The organism is Citrobacter sp. C13 (assembly GCF_014596815.2).
Taxonomy (GTDB): Bacteria; Pseudomonadota; Gammaproteobacteria; order Enterobacterales; family Enterobacteriaceae; genus Citrobacter; species Citrobacter portucalensis.
In genome coordinates this window covers 284,102-299,917 of record NZ_CP115025.1, presented here as the reverse complement: position 1 = coordinate 299,917, position 15,816 = coordinate 284,102, and the positions used below count along the sequence as shown (strand labels likewise).

Genomic DNA, 15,816 nt, shown 5'->3' with positions numbered 1-15,816 from the left:
GAAAGGCTGCGACACCTTCGGTTAAGATGGGTCTTGTGAGTGGGGAAGGGACGCTACAGCCGGAAGACAAACTGAATCTGCCATTTCAGCCCGCGAGTATCCCGACCCTGTGCCACCGTTTTATAGCTAACATTTCTCCTTTACTGTAGCATTCTGCCGTTTCGCCATCCTCTCGGAACTTCGGTATACCGCGAGCGGAATATTTGCCAGTCATATGGCCCTTACTGGTAACCGGAAAAAAGCTTCATGAAGGCGGATAGGAAGTTCCTTAGACGCATATGGTGTTTTTAAATTAACACATAAGCATTGCTACTCATAAGGATGTAAAATAACCATGCCCATTAAGGATGTAATTAAGACCTCATTGGTTTTTTTTTGGTATTTGTAAACAGACAATTCCGAAAATATTTCTCAGTAAAATTGAATCCTGCATATATAAACTGCCTTTAGCAGTGCTGCAAAATTATTTTTAAAAATCTTTCATTCAGGTTATTAGCCAGCGAGACCAATCTGTCATGATTACTTCAGACCAAACCTGAGGAATCAAAAATGGATAAATACTTTGACCAGAGCGGAATTGAAATCGACAACGCTAAGATTCAGTGTATTGATTCAGTAAAAGGCACCGGGGAATATATTTATCGGGTCACTTGCAATAAATGCAAAGGCCGTGGTGAGCGTAAACACTTTTATAGGAGCCGCTGCATGGCATGTAATGGTACGGGCTATAGCCTGGTCACAACCCGTACATGTTACACCCTTTCCGCGTTATATCGCACATACCCGGAAGCGGCACGCAAGATTTCAGCAGCTCAGGCAGTAGTGCGTCAGCGTGCTGTACAATCAAAGACTTCCGCGTTCAATCTGTGGTGTAAGAGCAATCAGGAACTGGTTGACGCCATCACACAGCAAGACGGGGAGAACAGCTTTCTGAACAGTCTGAAATCGACGTTATCACGGAAATATCCATTAAGTGATAAACAACTAACGGTCGCAGCCAGAATTCTCGGGATTTAATAAATCAGCTTCAGGCTTTTATAATTCTTATTTAATTTTACTCATTCCATTACGGAGGAAGATATGATCCATTCATTTAAAGACAGACGGCTGGAAAGCTTTTTCCGTAATGGAAAGTCCACAGCAGGTATTCCTGCTGATCTGTTAAATGCGATTTCATGCAGACTGAAAACGTTAAATAATGTAAAAAACGAACGCGAATTGTTATCAAGTAGTTTGCGTTACGAACGCTTAAGGATGACCGCAAACCGGTACTCTTCCATTCGAGTTAATTCAAAATATCGGTTATTCTTTGTGTGGAATGATGGCGTACATAACGTTCACCTGTCGGCGCATGATTATAAATCGCTAATCCATTAAGGTAAAAAATGAAACTTTTCGGTATTTTATCCAGGGATGCAGGCACGGATGCGATGTTTTATATTCAGACCAGCACTAAACAACAGGCAAGCTTCATATTTGATGCCCTTGTCCCCCGGCTGAATGCGCATTGCCAACTGATCGACCCACTGAATGAAACAATTATACCTTCACTAAGCCGGACGACACTTTCTTTACAGCCCTGGTCCCAGAATACCCAGACACGGACGAGTGAGCTGAAGATGACGACGCACGGTCTGACTCTCTCCGGGGCAGTGATGGTGGAACACTCCCGGCAGATCGTCGACTTCTGCGATAACCTGGGCCTGCGCCTCGATGCACCCACCGGGAAACCCAGCTGGACAGAACTGATCAATGCTGACCTTGAGCAGCTTAATTCCCCGCGTTTGTTCCCCGTCCTTACCCAATCTGGCACGGAAGGACAGTTTCAGATCTATGTCCCGGCACCGGCTGTCATTGACGCCGACGTAGTCATTGCAAGCGTGATCGGCGAGTGTTTTAGCGGCGTTACCCCGTACTGCGTGAACGGCACTCCATATCCGCTGACTGAAAAGCCGCTGATCCGGATGGAGGCACACGTTAGTGACATGCATACACGGGTTTTTGAGCTGACATTCGTCAGTTATAACCTGGCCCTTACTGCGACGGTATATGACAACAATCTGCGCCAGGTTCTGATGCTGTGTGAAGATTTTGGTGTCACCCTTCAGGGGCGAGCGGGTGCATCCTGTCATGCCTACATGCGTAACGAATACCGGCGGCTTGCACATGTAGGTGTTTGCTCACGCTCCGGGGCTGAAGACGATGTCCGCGCTTACAGCTCATATAAAGAGGAAACCCTGATCCGGCAGCTGCTGAATCAGGCGACGGCGGACAGCACATTGATCCCGGCGCGACACGGCCAGCAATTTAACGGTGTGCTGATGAATGCCACCCCGTCATCAGCAACCACCGGATTTATCTACCTGTCACAGGAATTCCCGCAAGGCCAGTTTATGATGACGGCGGAAGTGGTGAATGCCAGCAGCACGCCACGGGGGATCAGTTACATCGAAACGGTGGACGGTTACCGTTTTATTGTGACTGCATACGACACGAGAGCGATGAATTCCCTGACCGAATTTCTTGAAGTTAACGAGACCTATTTTACCCCATACCGCTGGGCGTAGCGCCAGCGCACCGGACAGCCAGGGAGGGCATCCGGAAAAGGTGATTTCACGCCATCAACAGAGCGCGAAACTCGCAGAAAAACAGACTGGCCCTATTTTAATACCCGATCACCGAAGCCAATTGCCTTCCGGGCAGAATGCCTGAGTATACCGGGTCTTAGCGACGTGGGATCAGGGCAGCCGGGAAAAGTAACTTTTGAAAAATTAGACGTGGTCAGTCGGCATGGTGTATTAAATTTCAAATCCTCTGGTTATATTCCTTCTTATAAACAATCCTCCTAATTTTTAAAGCTATCAATCACATCATCAACTATTCGGAAAAATTTTGCCGCAGGTTATTAGCCGTCGAGCGCGTCCTGGTATAATTGCCACATACCAACAGGAGACATCATGAATAAATTAGATATCATTTCCAGTCAGCTTAATTTCATTTCCCTTCTTAATGCTGTCGGTTATTCCGTATCTGATGTTGTATTTAAACGTCACGGTGCATCAACCGACTTTAATGCAGGTTTCTGGACGTTTGTCGCGGAGCAGAAAGATCGCTATATCGAAGTGTCGTGCAGCCTGTCACATCCTACCGCAGAAGGCACGCAGCATATCGATGTGCGCATTGATATGTTTGAAGACCCGATTGATGATGAGATCTCCCGGACTTTAGACACCAACACCTATGCCACGAATTATAAATATATTGAGCGAGTGCCGTTTACTGAATCCGTCAAAAGAGAATTTACCACCAGCCTTGGTGATATTATTTCAGAATAGTGCCAGCTTAATTCACGGCATGGATGCCTGAGATTTTCTTCAAAATATTCTCTTCCGGGTTATTAGGTTTTGAACCCAACCTGGTATTATATATCTACAGGCAATGCCAACAAATAATGAAGCGTCGGAGGCGATATGAGCATTCAGGAATTCGATTTTACCACCTGTGATTTATTTTCCATTCTGGACTCTCTGAATTATTCCCGCGAGGATATTAATGGTCTTACTCCGGCTATTTTCCGGGACGGCGAATTATCGAGAGTCTCTCTCTCTGTCGTCCAGTCTACCCGCTCGGCGGAAATCACGATCAGCCAGCGCGTGAGCACCGCCACAGGTCTCCGCTGCTATGTGCTGTTGATTGCGCAGCATGAAGACCGCATCCACAGTGAAGCCCTCAGCCAAGATGCTGAGGCGCAGTATCAGGTGAATCGCTTTATCCGCAAGATGGCTGAAGTCACGGATGCCAGCACCAAATCGATCAAGAAATGCTCTCAGATGATGAAAAAAATCATAAAGGAGCACCAGTTTAAAGCCAATCCTTCTTTCGGCCAGAGTTTCATCAAGGGTTGATTGAGTCTTGCCCCGGACGCCGGGGCAACGCTGAATAAACCCCTAACCAGCCGGGAGGCGCAGATGCCTGAAAAAAACTTCATTGTCAAAATTGTATGCCGGAATGGCGAGTATGAGCATTCCAGCGTGAAGCTTGTCGCCAGCGATACTGAGGCAAACGCCAGCCAGACGGCATTACTGAATGAGTGTCGCGACGAGGTCGAAGCACTGAGTTTTGAAGACGGCGGAGTGTATGATCTTGGCGGGGAATTCTTCTATCAAGTGAAGAGCTGCCAACAGCTGCCACCGGAGGATGCGGAGATCCTACTTCGTTACCTGTGAACCCGTGGACGGTTGCGTCAGCCGCCGTCCGTTGTAACGCGATCTTGCCTGCCCAGCCCGAGGGTTATGTGGTAATTTCCCGGCAACAGAATGATTCGAAATTAAGGTTATCAGTATGAAAAGTAAATTTGCTGAGCTGCCGGTGAAAAACGGGAAATCCGGTAACTGGACGCTGGACTCCTTTGTGATTACGCCAGAAAAAGCGCAGACCCTGAAGCTTCGCGCCGAATATACAAAGGATCAGGATGAATATATCCCGGCAGGCGTCTACCGGCGTTTGTCCTGTGATAACGAAGTGGTGATGTCCAATACGCCGATGGAGATCCGTACCTGTGAAGCTTTCATTGAGCGAGCAACTGGACGCATCCTGATTAACGGACTGGGGCTGGGAATGGTGCTGCACGCCATTCTTCAGAAGCCTGACGTGACCCACGTGACCGTCATTGAGAAGTCTCAGGATGTGATGAACCTGGTTTCCAAAGCATTTGCTCACGATCCCCGCGTTGAAATTATCCTTGCGGATGCTCTGAAATACTGCCCACCGGCAGGCGTTACCTTCAATGTGTGCTGGCATGATATCTGGCCAGATTTTTCGAGATCAAATCTTGATGAAATGGAAGCGCTCGAACGCAAATATCTCCACCTGTGCGACTGGCAGGACTCGTGGGGTAAAGAGCAGTGTGAAGCTGCCCTGATTCGTTTCGCGGCGCTGGAATCGTCACTGGAGTCCCTGATGCAGAAAGGGAAGTGACCTGCTTCACCGTCTTCCTGCGCCCACTTACGTTGAACTGAATCCATTTTAAGGATGACTGATGAAGAGTTGCTTTTCTAATTTACCTGTTAAAGATGGAACATCCGGTGCCTGGACACTGGACAGCTTCGAAATCTCCAAAGATAAGGCGGTTAGCCTTTTCCTCCGTGCCGCTACGGAGGATATCGACGCGGTTTTACAGCCCGGTAACTATCGCCGCCTTTCAAATGGCAGAAATGTGGTGATGACCAATTTGCCATACGAAATCCAACTCTGTCAGGAGTTCATAAAGCGAGCGACAGGGCACGTCCTGATCAACGGACTGGGGCTGGGGATGGTGCTGCACGCCATTCTTCAGAAGCCGGAAGTTAACAACGTGACTGTCATTGAGAAGTCGCAGGATGTGATTAACCTAGTTGCCGAGGCCTTTGCCCACGATCCCCGTGTTGAAATCATCCATGCGGATGCTCTGGAATACTGCCCACCGGCAGGCGTTACTTACGATGTGTGCTGGCACGACGTCTGGGCGGGATTATCGAGTTCAAATCTCGATGAAATGGAAGCACTCGAACGCAAATATCTCCACCTGTGCGACTGGCAGGACTCGTGGGGTAAAGAGCAGTGTGAAGCCGCCCTGGTCCGTTTTTCAAGGATGGCTGATGAGCAACCTTAACAGCGATTTGATTGCGCGGATCTATGCCGCGTCAGACACCCCGTTAACGAACGAAGAGCTGTATCGCGAGGTACAACGCGAAACGGGGATGTCGGATGCAGAACTACAGAAAATGAAGGCGTTCGGCTCGGACAAAATGCGAACCAGCGGCGTCAAGCATCAGGTTCGCTGGTATCAGCAGACGCTGCGGCAGGCCGGGGTGATCGAGCGTGTCCCGGAAAAGCGGGGCGTCTGGCGCTATGCCTTCAAAAATGACAAGAAGCTGCATGAGTCCTGGGACAAACTGTGCGTCGTTGGCTTCTCAACTTCGCTCGGGGCATCGGTCTTCGGGAATGCGTACGCGTTCTTCAGCAACATCAATGAGCAAATCCATCTCTGCCTTACGTCGCCCCCGTTCCTGCTGCGTAATGCCCGAAATTACGGGCACGGCGGCGGACGCGGTGAGCAGGCGTATATTGACTGGCTGCTGCGGATTCTTGAGCCTATCGTGAAGCAGCTCGTGCCGGGGGGCAGCGTGGCGCTCAATGTGACGCAGGACAGCTTTAATCCAGGCAGGCCATCGCGCTCTCTGTATCTGGAAAGACTGACACTGGCGCTGTGCGATAAGCTGGGTCTTGAGCTGATGGACAGACTGAACTGGGTGAACCGAGCGAAACCCCCGTCGCCGACTCACTGGGCGTGTAAACAGCGTGTTCAGCTCTGTTCGTCTTACGAGCCGGTGCTGTGGTTTACTAATGACGCGCAAAAGGTTCGTTCGAACAACATGCGCGTTCTCCAGCCTCATTCAGAGCAGCATCAGAAATTGCAGGCGTCCGGCGGCGAAAACCGCACTACATTTTACGGGGATGGCGCTTACCAGCTTAAAAATGGCGCCTTCGGCAATAAGACAGAAGGGACTATCTCCAAAAATACGCTTATGTTTGGCAATGCCTGCCCGGATACGCGGCTCTGCCATCGCATCGCCCGCGAACTGGGGTTTCCGCTGCACGGTGCAACGTCACCCACTCGACTCGCCGCATTCCTGATCGAGTTCCTCACCAGGCCTGGTGATCTGGTAGTTGAGCCATTTGCCGGTCTGCACAAAGTACCGGTTGCCGCTGAGCGGCTCGGCAGACGTTGGTATGCAACGGACAAAATAATGGAATGGCTCGGGATCTCGCGCAGCCTGTTTACAGAAATGCCGGGATACCAGAGCAGCCCGATACTCGATGACCTGGTTGCCCTTTACCGTGATGAACTGCGGGAAGGGGGATGAGCTGGGCGGTTTAGCCTGGCCAGCAGCCGGAAGTGACGCCAGCGGGGATGTCCTGCGGCGACGGCGCTGACAGAAAATGATTCAGCAACATACCGGCGTAATGGCCACCAGGATTCTTCTCCCGGATGCCTTAAAAACGACGGCGACAATTTTAATCACTGAAGGGAGTGTGAGCATGAAGAATTTGACTGAACAGGTTTCCCCCATTGAACTGCAAAAGGGCGACCGTGTTGAAGCGTACGGCGCATTAATGGAAGTGATGCACATCGTTGAATCCGGCTGTGATGTCCCCGGCGGCGTCCGCGTTGCCGCCTGCGTCTCGCGGGTTATCGGTGACACCACCGGTACTATTCCGCGTGGATGGCTGGAAACGCCCGAACAAATGTCGGAACGGGGGGCAACCTGGGCCGCAGAGCTTCCGGCTGGGCTGTACTGGAACATTCAGGGCAATGCCCATGCCAGAGTCAGCCGGGTGACGAACTGACGTTATGAGAAAGGTGAAAATATTGCCAGTAGTCACCCATATGGTATAATTGACATACCAAATGGGAGGGTCGGTTATGACTATGAAAGTTTTTTCTCCAGATTTATCCAAAATGAACCCGCACGGCTTATGGCAGGTGGTGGGTCTGGATAATGACGGCATTGCGCTGATGGACAAAATTAGCCACGGACTGGAAGGTAAAGTCGCTCATTCCATTTCTGAATGGGCGAACATCACGCCGTCGGAACTGCGCAAAATGTCCGGCATTCCGAACACCACCTTCAATCGCAGCGTAAAAGCCCGTTTCACTGCGGATCAGAGCGAACGTCTGGTGCGTATTATTCGCGTCATTGAACGGGCTGTAGAGCTGTTCGAAGGCGACAAAGAGGCAGCACAGAAATGGATGAACGAGCCAAACCGTGGCTTGAGCTGGAAGACTCCGGCAGATGTTGTCTCTTCGGAAACCGGCGCACTCGAAGTGATGCGCCTGATCACCCGTATTGAACACGGAGTCTATTCGTGATCCTGTATCGGATGACCAAGACCCGCTATATTACGACTGCATGGTCGGGATTAGGTGCGAAAGAAGCGGGAGGCCGCTGGAACAGTGTCGGCACAGCACTTGTCTATCTGTCCGAGACGGCCTCTCTGACCATGCTGGAGACGCTGGTGCATATCAATGCCCCGCAGCTTCTGGACGCTTACACGCTGCTGAGCATTGATGTCCCGGATGACCAGATCCAGGCCTTTGACTTGAACCTGCTGCCGCCGGGCTGGGCAAGTGAAGATGCGCCCGCAGAACTTGCCCTGTATGGCGATAACTGGGCTGAAAGTGGCTCTTCTGTTGCCCTGCGTATTCCCAGTGCATTATCTCCGGTGGAGTTTAACTACCTTTTAAATCCGGCTCATCCGGCGATTTTTGATCTGATGAAAACCGTCCAGAAAATTCCTTACCAGTACGACACACGGCTGAAATAGTTTCAGGTTTATATAACCTCCTGGATTGAGATGATAAATGATGACAAGCGAAAAAATCTTTAAAATCAGTGTATCGCTCGTTGTGTTATTTTCTTTCGTTTACTGGGGGCTTGATCCCGAATTTATCTGTAAATTTGCCAGTGACCCATCCAGTACCTGTGATTATTCTGAGCGTATTCCATTGCTTAACTTTATTTCTTCAGTATGGGCATTGATGCTGACTGTGACTCTGGCTGGCATTCTCGTTAAGTGGGTCAGAAAAAATTAGCCGCAGCTTTTGAACCGGGACAGGCTCTTCATAACGTCTTGTGTTCCGTCTGGTATTGCAACCGGGGCAGAGAGTATTTTACTTCAGATAATAACCTGAATATTTGAAATATACTTTTATACCAGACGATGCAGGTTCGTTGCGTACTTAATTCCGAATATGTCAAATGTGAAATGAATTGCAATCGGATAATGTGATTTTGCTGTTTCCAGATTTGTTCTCTTCCTGTTTTATTCCTCTATTTTTAAAAATTTCGCTTTGTACTTATTAGCCAGTGAACCGACTTTGCTAAAATATCCCTACAGCAACCCAACTGACGGTCGAGGTTAATAGTATGGAATCCGAACAGCTCATCACTAAAATTACTCAGACACTGAAACGCCCCGACGGCTCTGAAGTGCGTATTGTGGTGCAGCAGTCATTTGGCTTAGGCCTCACGCCTTCGCTGGGTGTGTATGTCCTGCGTCGCCCGACCACTGTCGACAACTGGCAGTTGTGCAAAAACACACCGCACAAGGACTGGCGCACCATGTCGGTGGATGAATACCAGAAACACGGGCGTTCTGAAATGCTGCGGTACGTCTCCATCGGCGAAATCCTTCGCCTAAGCGCCGCGATTGGCAAACCGATGAGCTACGTTGATACCTGTCCGGGTTTACAGGGCTGATGGTGTATTTTACCCGTAGCAGAACTGACAAATTTAAAAATTGCAGACGGAGAAAAATGATGATTAACAAACAGGGCAACGCTGTAAATCTCCCGGACTTAAGCCGACTGTATATTATCTCAGGCCGCATGATGTTTGATGATGAGGAAGAAGTGATGCTGGTTGAAGCCGACTCCTCCGGTGAAGCAGAAGCGGCATTCCGGCGACATATCGCCGACGGAGAGGCACACATTGAAAAGGCACTTGTCATTTCGTCGGCGTCCCTTCAATCACTGTTACCAGACCGGATCATTGTTTCCGCCCTGACACATACCTTATAACTGAATCTTTCCCATTTAATAAATGCCGCCCTTGTGGCGGTTTTTTATTTTTTCCGCATAATTACTTAATGCCGCCCTCTAAATAATGGCTGGATTAATAAATATGGCGCCTGTCTTCTCTATAAAAACTTCGAAAATATTTCATTTCGGGTTATTAGGTGCGGGTATCTGTTTTGATATTATCTATTCACAGACAGCAATCACACTTAATTAAATAAGGAGTTATGCAATGGCAAATAATTACACTCAGGCATCCTTCACAATTCTCTGTTCACAGGAACAGGCTCAGATGGCTCTGGACGCGATTGCGTATGTTACGGACACGGATGTGTCGGAAGGTGATCACCTGCTGTCTAAACCTGCTTCAGAGTGTTCCCTCACTGAACTGCTGGTCCTGGGTATTATTCAGAACCACCCGGAGTGCGATCCGTTTGAGCCGACTTTTGGTCAGCCGGAGTCACCAGAAGACAATTACGAGCTGGAACTCAAAGCGGAAATCACCGGTAGCGGTCTGGCAATCAGCCATGATGAAAGCATTAACCTCGACCACGCAATCGCGGTAACAACTGCCGTGTTGTCGGTGTTTAACCTGCCTGAAATGGTCACAATCAATGCCGCTTTCGTCTGCGACCGACCACGCGAAAACGAGTTCGGCGGTGCGACAATCGTGGTGACTAAAGATACACACCACTATGAGGAAGGCTTTAATTTTTCCCGCCTGATGAACGAAGCCCATGATGCCGGTGTTCAGTATGCGTTGGTGAAAGTGAACCAGTATAACCACGAAAACACATACACAGAATGCTATCTGATGAGCTGCAAAGCGTCTGAATCGCCTTATGACGTTGCACGCCACCGCCTGGCCTCGGACGAGAGTACTTCTGACGATCCTGATGAGGATGGAGTCATCATTCTCAGCGAAGAAGACAACACCAGCATGGCGCTTCACAGCGTCACCGAACTGACGCCCGTCGTGTACGACAGCCTGAGCAAATTGCTGCCTTCGCTGGACGTATTGTGCCCCGTGACTGCCTGATAACCCTAGATTGCCACCGGGACAGCCGGTGGCATGGAGAGCTGAAATGTTCAATAAACTTTTGATTGCGTCCGCTAGCTGCATCAATGAATTTGCGAGTGAAGTCCCGCAAAGCGTCTTCTTTTCCATTGATACATCGCTGGCTCAGCGTATCCGTGAACTGGCGGCATACGTGAAAGAGAATGATTTGTACGTTGCAGAGTTTTTCTTCTATGACTGCCTCTGGTCCGAAACATCGGAAGAGGACATTGAGGAACTCATGGCGAAGGCTGCATTTATTGAAAGTGACAGTAACGGGCAGGAAACCATGCTCCGGGACGTCATGCCGTCCTCTCGCACGGAAACAACTTCCATCCGGGTCATGAAAGAATCATTTCAACTGACGGCTGTACCCCGCCATTGCGGTGATGACATGATGCTCAATACCCCCAGAATTCCGTTGGCAGAGCTGGAATCAAATACGACGGTTTTAATTACCCAGCAGTATTCGTGAGAGCGTGGTAAAGATAATATATTTATTGCCGCGTAATTCTATTTATTCAGTGCTATTTAGTTAAATTGGCATAATTCCAATTTAACTAAATTTATCTTCACATATTGCACTGAAGATATTAGATGGGTTTAATAAATAACGCGATAATGCAGCGAAAGCCAAAATTCAGGAAATAATATGTATATCGAAATAAAAGAAACATTCCTTGAATTACCCTCAGAAATTCAATTTTCTGAGGCGGCTAACGCTGCCATTCTGACGCAGGATAAATGGGGCGATGTCTGGCAAACACTGAAGACCGATGCGGATCTGAATTATACCGATGCCGGTGAGCCGGTCAGTCTCGCATCGCGCGTGACGACGGCAACCAGTGCCATTTATCATGCGATTACCGAAGGCTGGACCATGTGCGTCGGCTACAGCGGCGGGAAAGACTCCCACTCGCTACTGCACCTGTTCCTCATGGCCCTGATCCGTGCCGTACGGAACGGGTCGAACGTCAGCCAGCACCACTTCATTCAGATCTCCAACACCCTGATTGAAAACCCTGAGATGCATCATCAGTCCACGCAGGTTCTCAGCCAGCTCCGAGCCTTTATTGCCGAACAGCAACTGCCCGTGACCGTCCTGGTGGCCCACCCGTCCATGACCCAGAGCTGGGTCGGACGCATTCTGACCGGGCGCGGACTTCCGACCTGGACAAATTCCAATACGCGTCAATGCTCTACAGATCTCAAACGCTCTCCACTGCGCCAGGCCAAAGCCCGTTATTTAAAAAATGCACCAGCTTCCGTCCGCAACAAAGTGTGCCTGATGCTGGGTTCCCGCGATGATGAGAGCGCCCGTCGGGCAGGCAACATCCTCAGAATGGGCGGGCAGTCGGACAGCGTCTCGCTCACGGAGCTCGGCGGCGAACTGTACCCGGTGAAAGAGTGGCGGACACAGGATATCTGGTCATTTCTGATGGCCTGTGGTTCGCTGGCGCGATTTCCGCTGCCAAGCTTTTTGCCGGACAACTTCAGCCTCGCCACGCTTTACAAAGACGCGACCGGGGAATGTATCTGGACGCCGGAGAAATACACGGCCCGGTCTTCTGCCTGCGGCGCTCGCTATGGATGCTCGCTATGCTGCGCCGTCGGCATTGACCACTCGATGGAAACCTTACTCCGCACTGATCCTGAGAAGTACGGCTACCAGGCTGGTCTAAACCGCCTTCAGCGTTTCCTGACCAAAATCCAGTACGACTGGAGCCTTCGGGATTATATCGGCCGCAAAGTGTTTGAGGGCGGGTATGTGCGTCTTCAGCCCAATGTTTTCTCGTCGTCCCTGACCGAACGACTGTTCCATATCTGTTGCAGCCTCGATTACGTGGAGGCCCAGCGGGCCGCAGCGGTGCGGGAAAAGTTACTTTCTGGCGAGGTCGAAGATACGGCGCATAACCGCCGCATGGCGGAGCCGCAGTTTCGACTGGTGCAGGAAGCCAACGTGCTGCATATCGACTTTCTCTGGTCACTGCATTGCTTTAACCCGCGACCATTTCGCGCCATCGAACTTTACCGCCAGGTGTGGGAAGGGGGGGCACTGGATCTGCTCGACGATGAGCCAGCTATGCAACCCGTACCCCGCACGCCGATGCCAGCACCACGCTGGATGAAGTTGCCGGAAGGCCGTATCGGGACGTCATTTGACGGGCTGTCTGATCCGTCTGCCGAAATGGCCTATTTTGACGGTCGGGAGGATGACCGTGCTTCCCGCAGCCTGCTGAGCAGCGGGGAAAGCCTGAACATCGTTGCATTCGAAGAAGAGGATGAGCTGACGGTCGATGAAGACACTGCGTCCTGGATTATCTGGCATGAATATGACGGATTACGCCAGCGTGTGTCTGACGGTGAGTTTACCCCCGTGGCGGCGGCACAGTACCTGCTTAGATACGGCGCCGTCCGAATTTCCCGGGGGAAAGGTGCGGTGTACCACCGCCTCGCTCAACGCGGGCAGGCCTTTTCACGTCTTGGCATTAACGACCAGACGCCGCTGCCGTCCCTGCTCGTCAGCCACCGTTTCAAGATCCTGACCGACTGCGATTACCGCCTGCTCGTTGCCCGTAAACTGCGGGGGCAGCGGCAGAAACTGCGCTTCTGGTGCTGTGTTGCGGCCTGTGTGGCGCTGCACACCCACAACCGAACGCCTCTTGGGGCATGGATCACGACGCAACTGGAGAACGAACGCCAGCAACATCTGGCCCGGACGGGTGACGAACTGAAAGCCGGTCTGCTCGACGCTGTACTGACTCTCTGTAACCTGCGGATTAAGCCTCAATCAATGCAACCGGAGGAACGGTTGTATTACCGGGCTGTCAGAAAACGCTTTCTGACGACGTTAGCCAGGTGTATTTCCCAGGAGTACGACGAAACCTTACGGGAGGTTATTTGGGCGCTGAGGATGCTGTCCGGTCCCCAGTCTTCGAAAAAGACGGGATTCCGGCATGTGGATGATTGCCGGGAGAGTACTGCGGCACTGTTAAGGCCTCTGCTGAATCGTCTGGTCCGCCTGCTGGCGTGAGGCAATTAGCACAATCAGACAGACCTAAAAAAGCGTGAAAATAGCCCCGTTAACGGAAAAATAGATGAAATGTGTGTGGTGTAATGCTCGCAGGGGTGAAGTCCGTTACGGTGCGGGTTTGAAAAGTAACTTTTTTCATCAGACTAACAACATCCATTTTAAAACTATTAGGGACTGATATATGACCGATAAAGAGGATAAAAAAAGGAACTTAAGGAAGATAAGGGGCATTTCAATCAACTGGGAATTTAATAAGCCCACTGGTAAGGAACACCTGCTATTAATTATTGCCATAGTGGCATGTATTTTCCCTAGTCAGATTTTTTTCAATTCCTCTCTATGGAGCGGCTTCCTGTATTTAATTTGTGTTGCGGGTAGTTATGCATACCTGGCTATACCTCATTTTAAACATCGTAAGGAAATCTGGAAGGGATGGCTTGACCAGTCGCTGAAAGAGTACCAGCCGCTTGATCTGCAAGCTTGGGAGGTTTTTAAGGCCCGCGTTAGTGAGGAAGGCATGACTTATGTTGCTTTTGAATCATGGATGAATACTGAGGCTAGTGCTTTATATAAAGAACCCAAACAAGAATGGTCATTTGTCGACAAAACACCGGTCGGAGAAAATGATCAGTCAGAACCTGTTCAACAGATTTCAGTAAGTAATAAAAAAGAATAGATAATTTTAATCGAAAACCGTCCTGAAAACAGGGCTAATTATCCAGAGGATTGCACTATGACTATTCAAGAAAAAAATACCGTTTTCATTTTTAATGCCTGCCACGCTGACAAGGCCACTGCCTCCAGCGCCAATGCACTTTACAGCCTGGAAGTTGAATATCCGATGACCCTGAATGATTTGTCATTGCTGTGTGAGTCTGTCGCGAAAGCGTTGGATGCACCTGGTTGCGTGAAATATGAAATTACGACCGAGCCGGTAGTGGAATCGGATGAAGATTAATTCGGGGTGTGTACACCACGTTTTCAGGAAGGGATGTAGAGTCCCGCGACCGTGTAACGACTCTCGTTTCCAGGGATGGGCGAATAAAGATGGATAGGCTTCTCAATGTGTGAACCATGTGTGAAAGGAGAAACCACAGTGAAGACACGTGGAATGCTTTTTAAAGATGAAATGGTCAGGGCAATTCTGGCAAACCAGAAAACACAGACGCGGCGGATTATAGAGCCTCAGTACAGTTCACCTGAATGGTCGGTAAGGCCTGCGCAAACACCGCGACATCGTGGGCATACGCATGACTGGTGGCTTCCAACAGGAACTCAGCCAAATTCGGCGCTTCGCGCCTGTCCGTACGGTGTAGTTGGCGACCGTATTACTGTACGTGAAGCGTTTTCCTTGCTCGGGAATGAAGATGCGTGCGCGGTGGACTGGAATGACAACATTGTGATGGACAGATCTGAAGCAGCCCGCATTTACCGTGCGAGCTGTGAACAGCGTTCGGGGGATTATGGGCTGTGGTCGATCCCTGATGAGGCCGACTGGAAGCCCCGTACAGAAAATATGAAGTTCGAAGGTGCGTGGACACCTTCTATCCATATGCCTCGCTGGGCCAGCCGTATAGTACTGGAAATCACCGATTTGCGAGTAGAGCGGTTAAACAGCATCAGCGAAGAGGATGCGAAAGCTGAAGGAGCCCCAACCGAATGTTGTGTTATTGGCGATAAGCATTTTCTTGGCTTCCGCAGCCTTTGGAAAGACACCTATGGAGAAGACAGTTGGCAGGCCAACCCGTGGGTGTGGGTAATCAATTTTGAGCGCATTGCTGGGGAAGTCGCATGAATAATGAGGTGAGTTCGCTGGGTACGGAAAAACCCGAAGGTCCTTTTGTTCTTCTGACGTTAGTCGGTGATGGTTTTATCTTCGATGAGCGGCACGAGATTATCAGGATAAATGGAAGACCAAAGCAGGTCGGAGTAAAGCGAAATTATTTTGAATCTGATCTGGGGGAAGGGAAGGCGAAATACTGGACAGTGGATATTAATGAGGCCCATGTATTCCCCACTCTGGATGCCGCGACCGAACAGCTATGTAAATTAAGCCGACCACACCTGATTAAAATCCGAAAACTAATTCAGGAAATTTAATAAAAA

General features: G+C 50.0%; 21 protein-coding genes. All 21 read left to right on the top strand.

Going from position 1 to position 15,816, the window contains the following annotated elements; genetic code table 11:
- The first annotated feature begins 705 nt into the window (after positions 1-705).
- The 21 genes from IB222_RS24885 (at position 706) to IB222_RS24785 (ending at position 15,810) form a co-directional block, all read left to right on the top strand.
- On the top strand, positions 706-1,017 hold the full coding sequence (locus IB222_RS24885) for a hypothetical protein (RefSeq protein WP_230145874.1): 312 nt from the start codon (positions 706-708) through the stop codon (positions 1,015-1,017).
- Between the two features lie 63 nt (positions 1,018-1,080).
- Positions 1,081-1,377: a type II toxin-antitoxin system RelE/ParE family toxin gene (locus IB222_RS24880; RefSeq protein ID WP_015063076.1), complete on the top strand. Its 297-nt coding sequence runs from the start codon at positions 1,081-1,083 to the stop codon at positions 1,375-1,377.
- A gap of 8 nt (positions 1,378-1,385) precedes the next feature.
- A complete protein-coding gene (locus tag IB222_RS24875; protein ID WP_022652127.1) occupies positions 1,386-2,567 on the top strand; it encodes a hypothetical protein in 1,182 nt (393 codons plus the stop codon).
- Between the two features lie 390 nt (positions 2,568-2,957).
- Entirely contained in the window at positions 2,958-3,335 is a 378-nt protein-coding gene (locus IB222_RS24870; RefSeq protein ID WP_015063074.1) for a hypothetical protein, read from the top strand.
- A gap of 135 nt (positions 3,336-3,470) precedes the next feature.
- On the top strand, positions 3,471-3,905 hold the full coding sequence (locus IB222_RS24865) for a hypothetical protein (protein WP_015063073.1): 435 nt from the start codon (positions 3,471-3,473) through the stop codon (positions 3,903-3,905).
- Positions 3,906-3,968: 63 nt separating this feature from the next.
- On the top strand, positions 3,969-4,226 hold the full coding sequence (locus IB222_RS24860) for a hypothetical protein (protein WP_022652126.1): 258 nt from the start codon (positions 3,969-3,971) through the stop codon (positions 4,224-4,226).
- A gap of 115 nt (positions 4,227-4,341) precedes the next feature.
- Positions 4,342-4,977 carry a hypothetical protein gene (locus IB222_RS24855; protein ID WP_022652125.1) on the top strand — a complete coding sequence of 212 codons (636 nt, stop codon included), beginning with the start codon at positions 4,342-4,344 and terminating at the stop codon, positions 4,975-4,977.
- 61 nt (positions 4,978-5,038) lie between these two features.
- On the top strand, positions 5,039-5,650 hold the full coding sequence (locus tag IB222_RS24850; protein ID WP_022652124.1) for a hypothetical protein: 612 nt from the start codon (positions 5,039-5,041) through the stop codon (positions 5,648-5,650).
- On the top strand, positions 5,637-6,905 hold the full coding sequence (locus IB222_RS24845) for a DNA methyltransferase (RefSeq protein WP_022652123.1): 1,269 nt from the start codon (positions 5,637-5,639) through the stop codon (positions 6,903-6,905). The genes IB222_RS24850 and IB222_RS24845 overlap by 14 nt, the downstream gene beginning before the upstream one ends.
- Positions 6,906-7,080: 175 nt before the next feature.
- On the top strand, positions 7,081-7,389 hold the full coding sequence (locus IB222_RS24840; protein ID WP_022652122.1) for a hypothetical protein: 309 nt from the start codon (positions 7,081-7,083) through the stop codon (positions 7,387-7,389).
- Between the two features lie 76 nt (positions 7,390-7,465).
- Entirely contained in the window at positions 7,466-7,912 is a 447-nt protein-coding gene (locus IB222_RS24835) for an antitoxin Xre/MbcA/ParS toxin-binding domain-containing protein (protein ID WP_022652121.1), read from the top strand.
- Positions 7,909-8,367 carry an RES family NAD+ phosphorylase gene (locus IB222_RS24830; RefSeq protein WP_022652120.1) on the top strand — a complete coding sequence of 153 codons (459 nt, stop codon included), beginning with the start codon at positions 7,909-7,911 and terminating at the stop codon, positions 8,365-8,367. Before IB222_RS24835 ends, IB222_RS24830 begins: the two co-directional genes overlap by 4 nt.
- Positions 8,368-8,969: 602 nt before the next feature.
- Positions 8,970-9,302, top strand: a complete 333-nt coding sequence (locus IB222_RS24825; protein WP_022652118.1) for a hypothetical protein — start codon at positions 8,970-8,972, stop codon at positions 9,300-9,302.
- A gap of 56 nt (positions 9,303-9,358) precedes the next feature.
- On the top strand, positions 9,359-9,622 hold the full coding sequence (locus IB222_RS24820) for a hypothetical protein (RefSeq protein WP_058658227.1): 264 nt from the start codon (positions 9,359-9,361) through the stop codon (positions 9,620-9,622).
- 229 nt (positions 9,623-9,851) lie between these two features.
- On the top strand, positions 9,852-10,658 hold the full coding sequence (locus tag IB222_RS24815) for a hypothetical protein (protein WP_015063028.1): 807 nt from the start codon (positions 9,852-9,854) through the stop codon (positions 10,656-10,658).
- 46 nt (positions 10,659-10,704) lie between these two features.
- Entirely contained in the window at positions 10,705-11,151 is a 447-nt protein-coding gene (locus IB222_RS24810; protein WP_015063027.1) for a hypothetical protein, read from the top strand.
- Positions 11,152-11,328: 177 nt separating this feature from the next.
- Complete coding sequence (locus tag IB222_RS24805; RefSeq protein ID WP_044713534.1) at positions 11,329-13,710, top strand: phosphoadenosine phosphosulfate reductase family protein; 2,382 nt, start codon at positions 11,329-11,331, stop codon at positions 13,708-13,710.
- A 181-nt stretch (positions 13,711-13,891) separates the two neighbouring features.
- Positions 13,892-14,386 carry a hypothetical protein gene (locus tag IB222_RS24800; protein WP_015063025.1) on the top strand — a complete coding sequence of 165 codons (495 nt, stop codon included), beginning with the start codon at positions 13,892-13,894 and terminating at the stop codon, positions 14,384-14,386.
- A gap of 57 nt (positions 14,387-14,443) precedes the next feature.
- Positions 14,444-14,668 carry a hypothetical protein gene (locus IB222_RS24795; protein ID WP_149384805.1) on the top strand — a complete coding sequence of 75 codons (225 nt, stop codon included), beginning with the start codon at positions 14,444-14,446 and terminating at the stop codon, positions 14,666-14,668.
- A gap of 138 nt (positions 14,669-14,806) precedes the next feature.
- Entirely contained in the window at positions 14,807-15,505 is a 699-nt protein-coding gene (locus IB222_RS24790) for a hypothetical protein (protein WP_022652359.1), read from the top strand.
- Positions 15,502-15,810, top strand: a complete 309-nt coding sequence (locus IB222_RS24785) for a hypothetical protein (RefSeq protein WP_022652358.1) — start codon at positions 15,502-15,504, stop codon at positions 15,808-15,810. The genes IB222_RS24790 and IB222_RS24785 overlap by 4 nt, the downstream gene beginning before the upstream one ends.
- Positions 15,811-15,816: the final 6 nt, after the last annotated feature.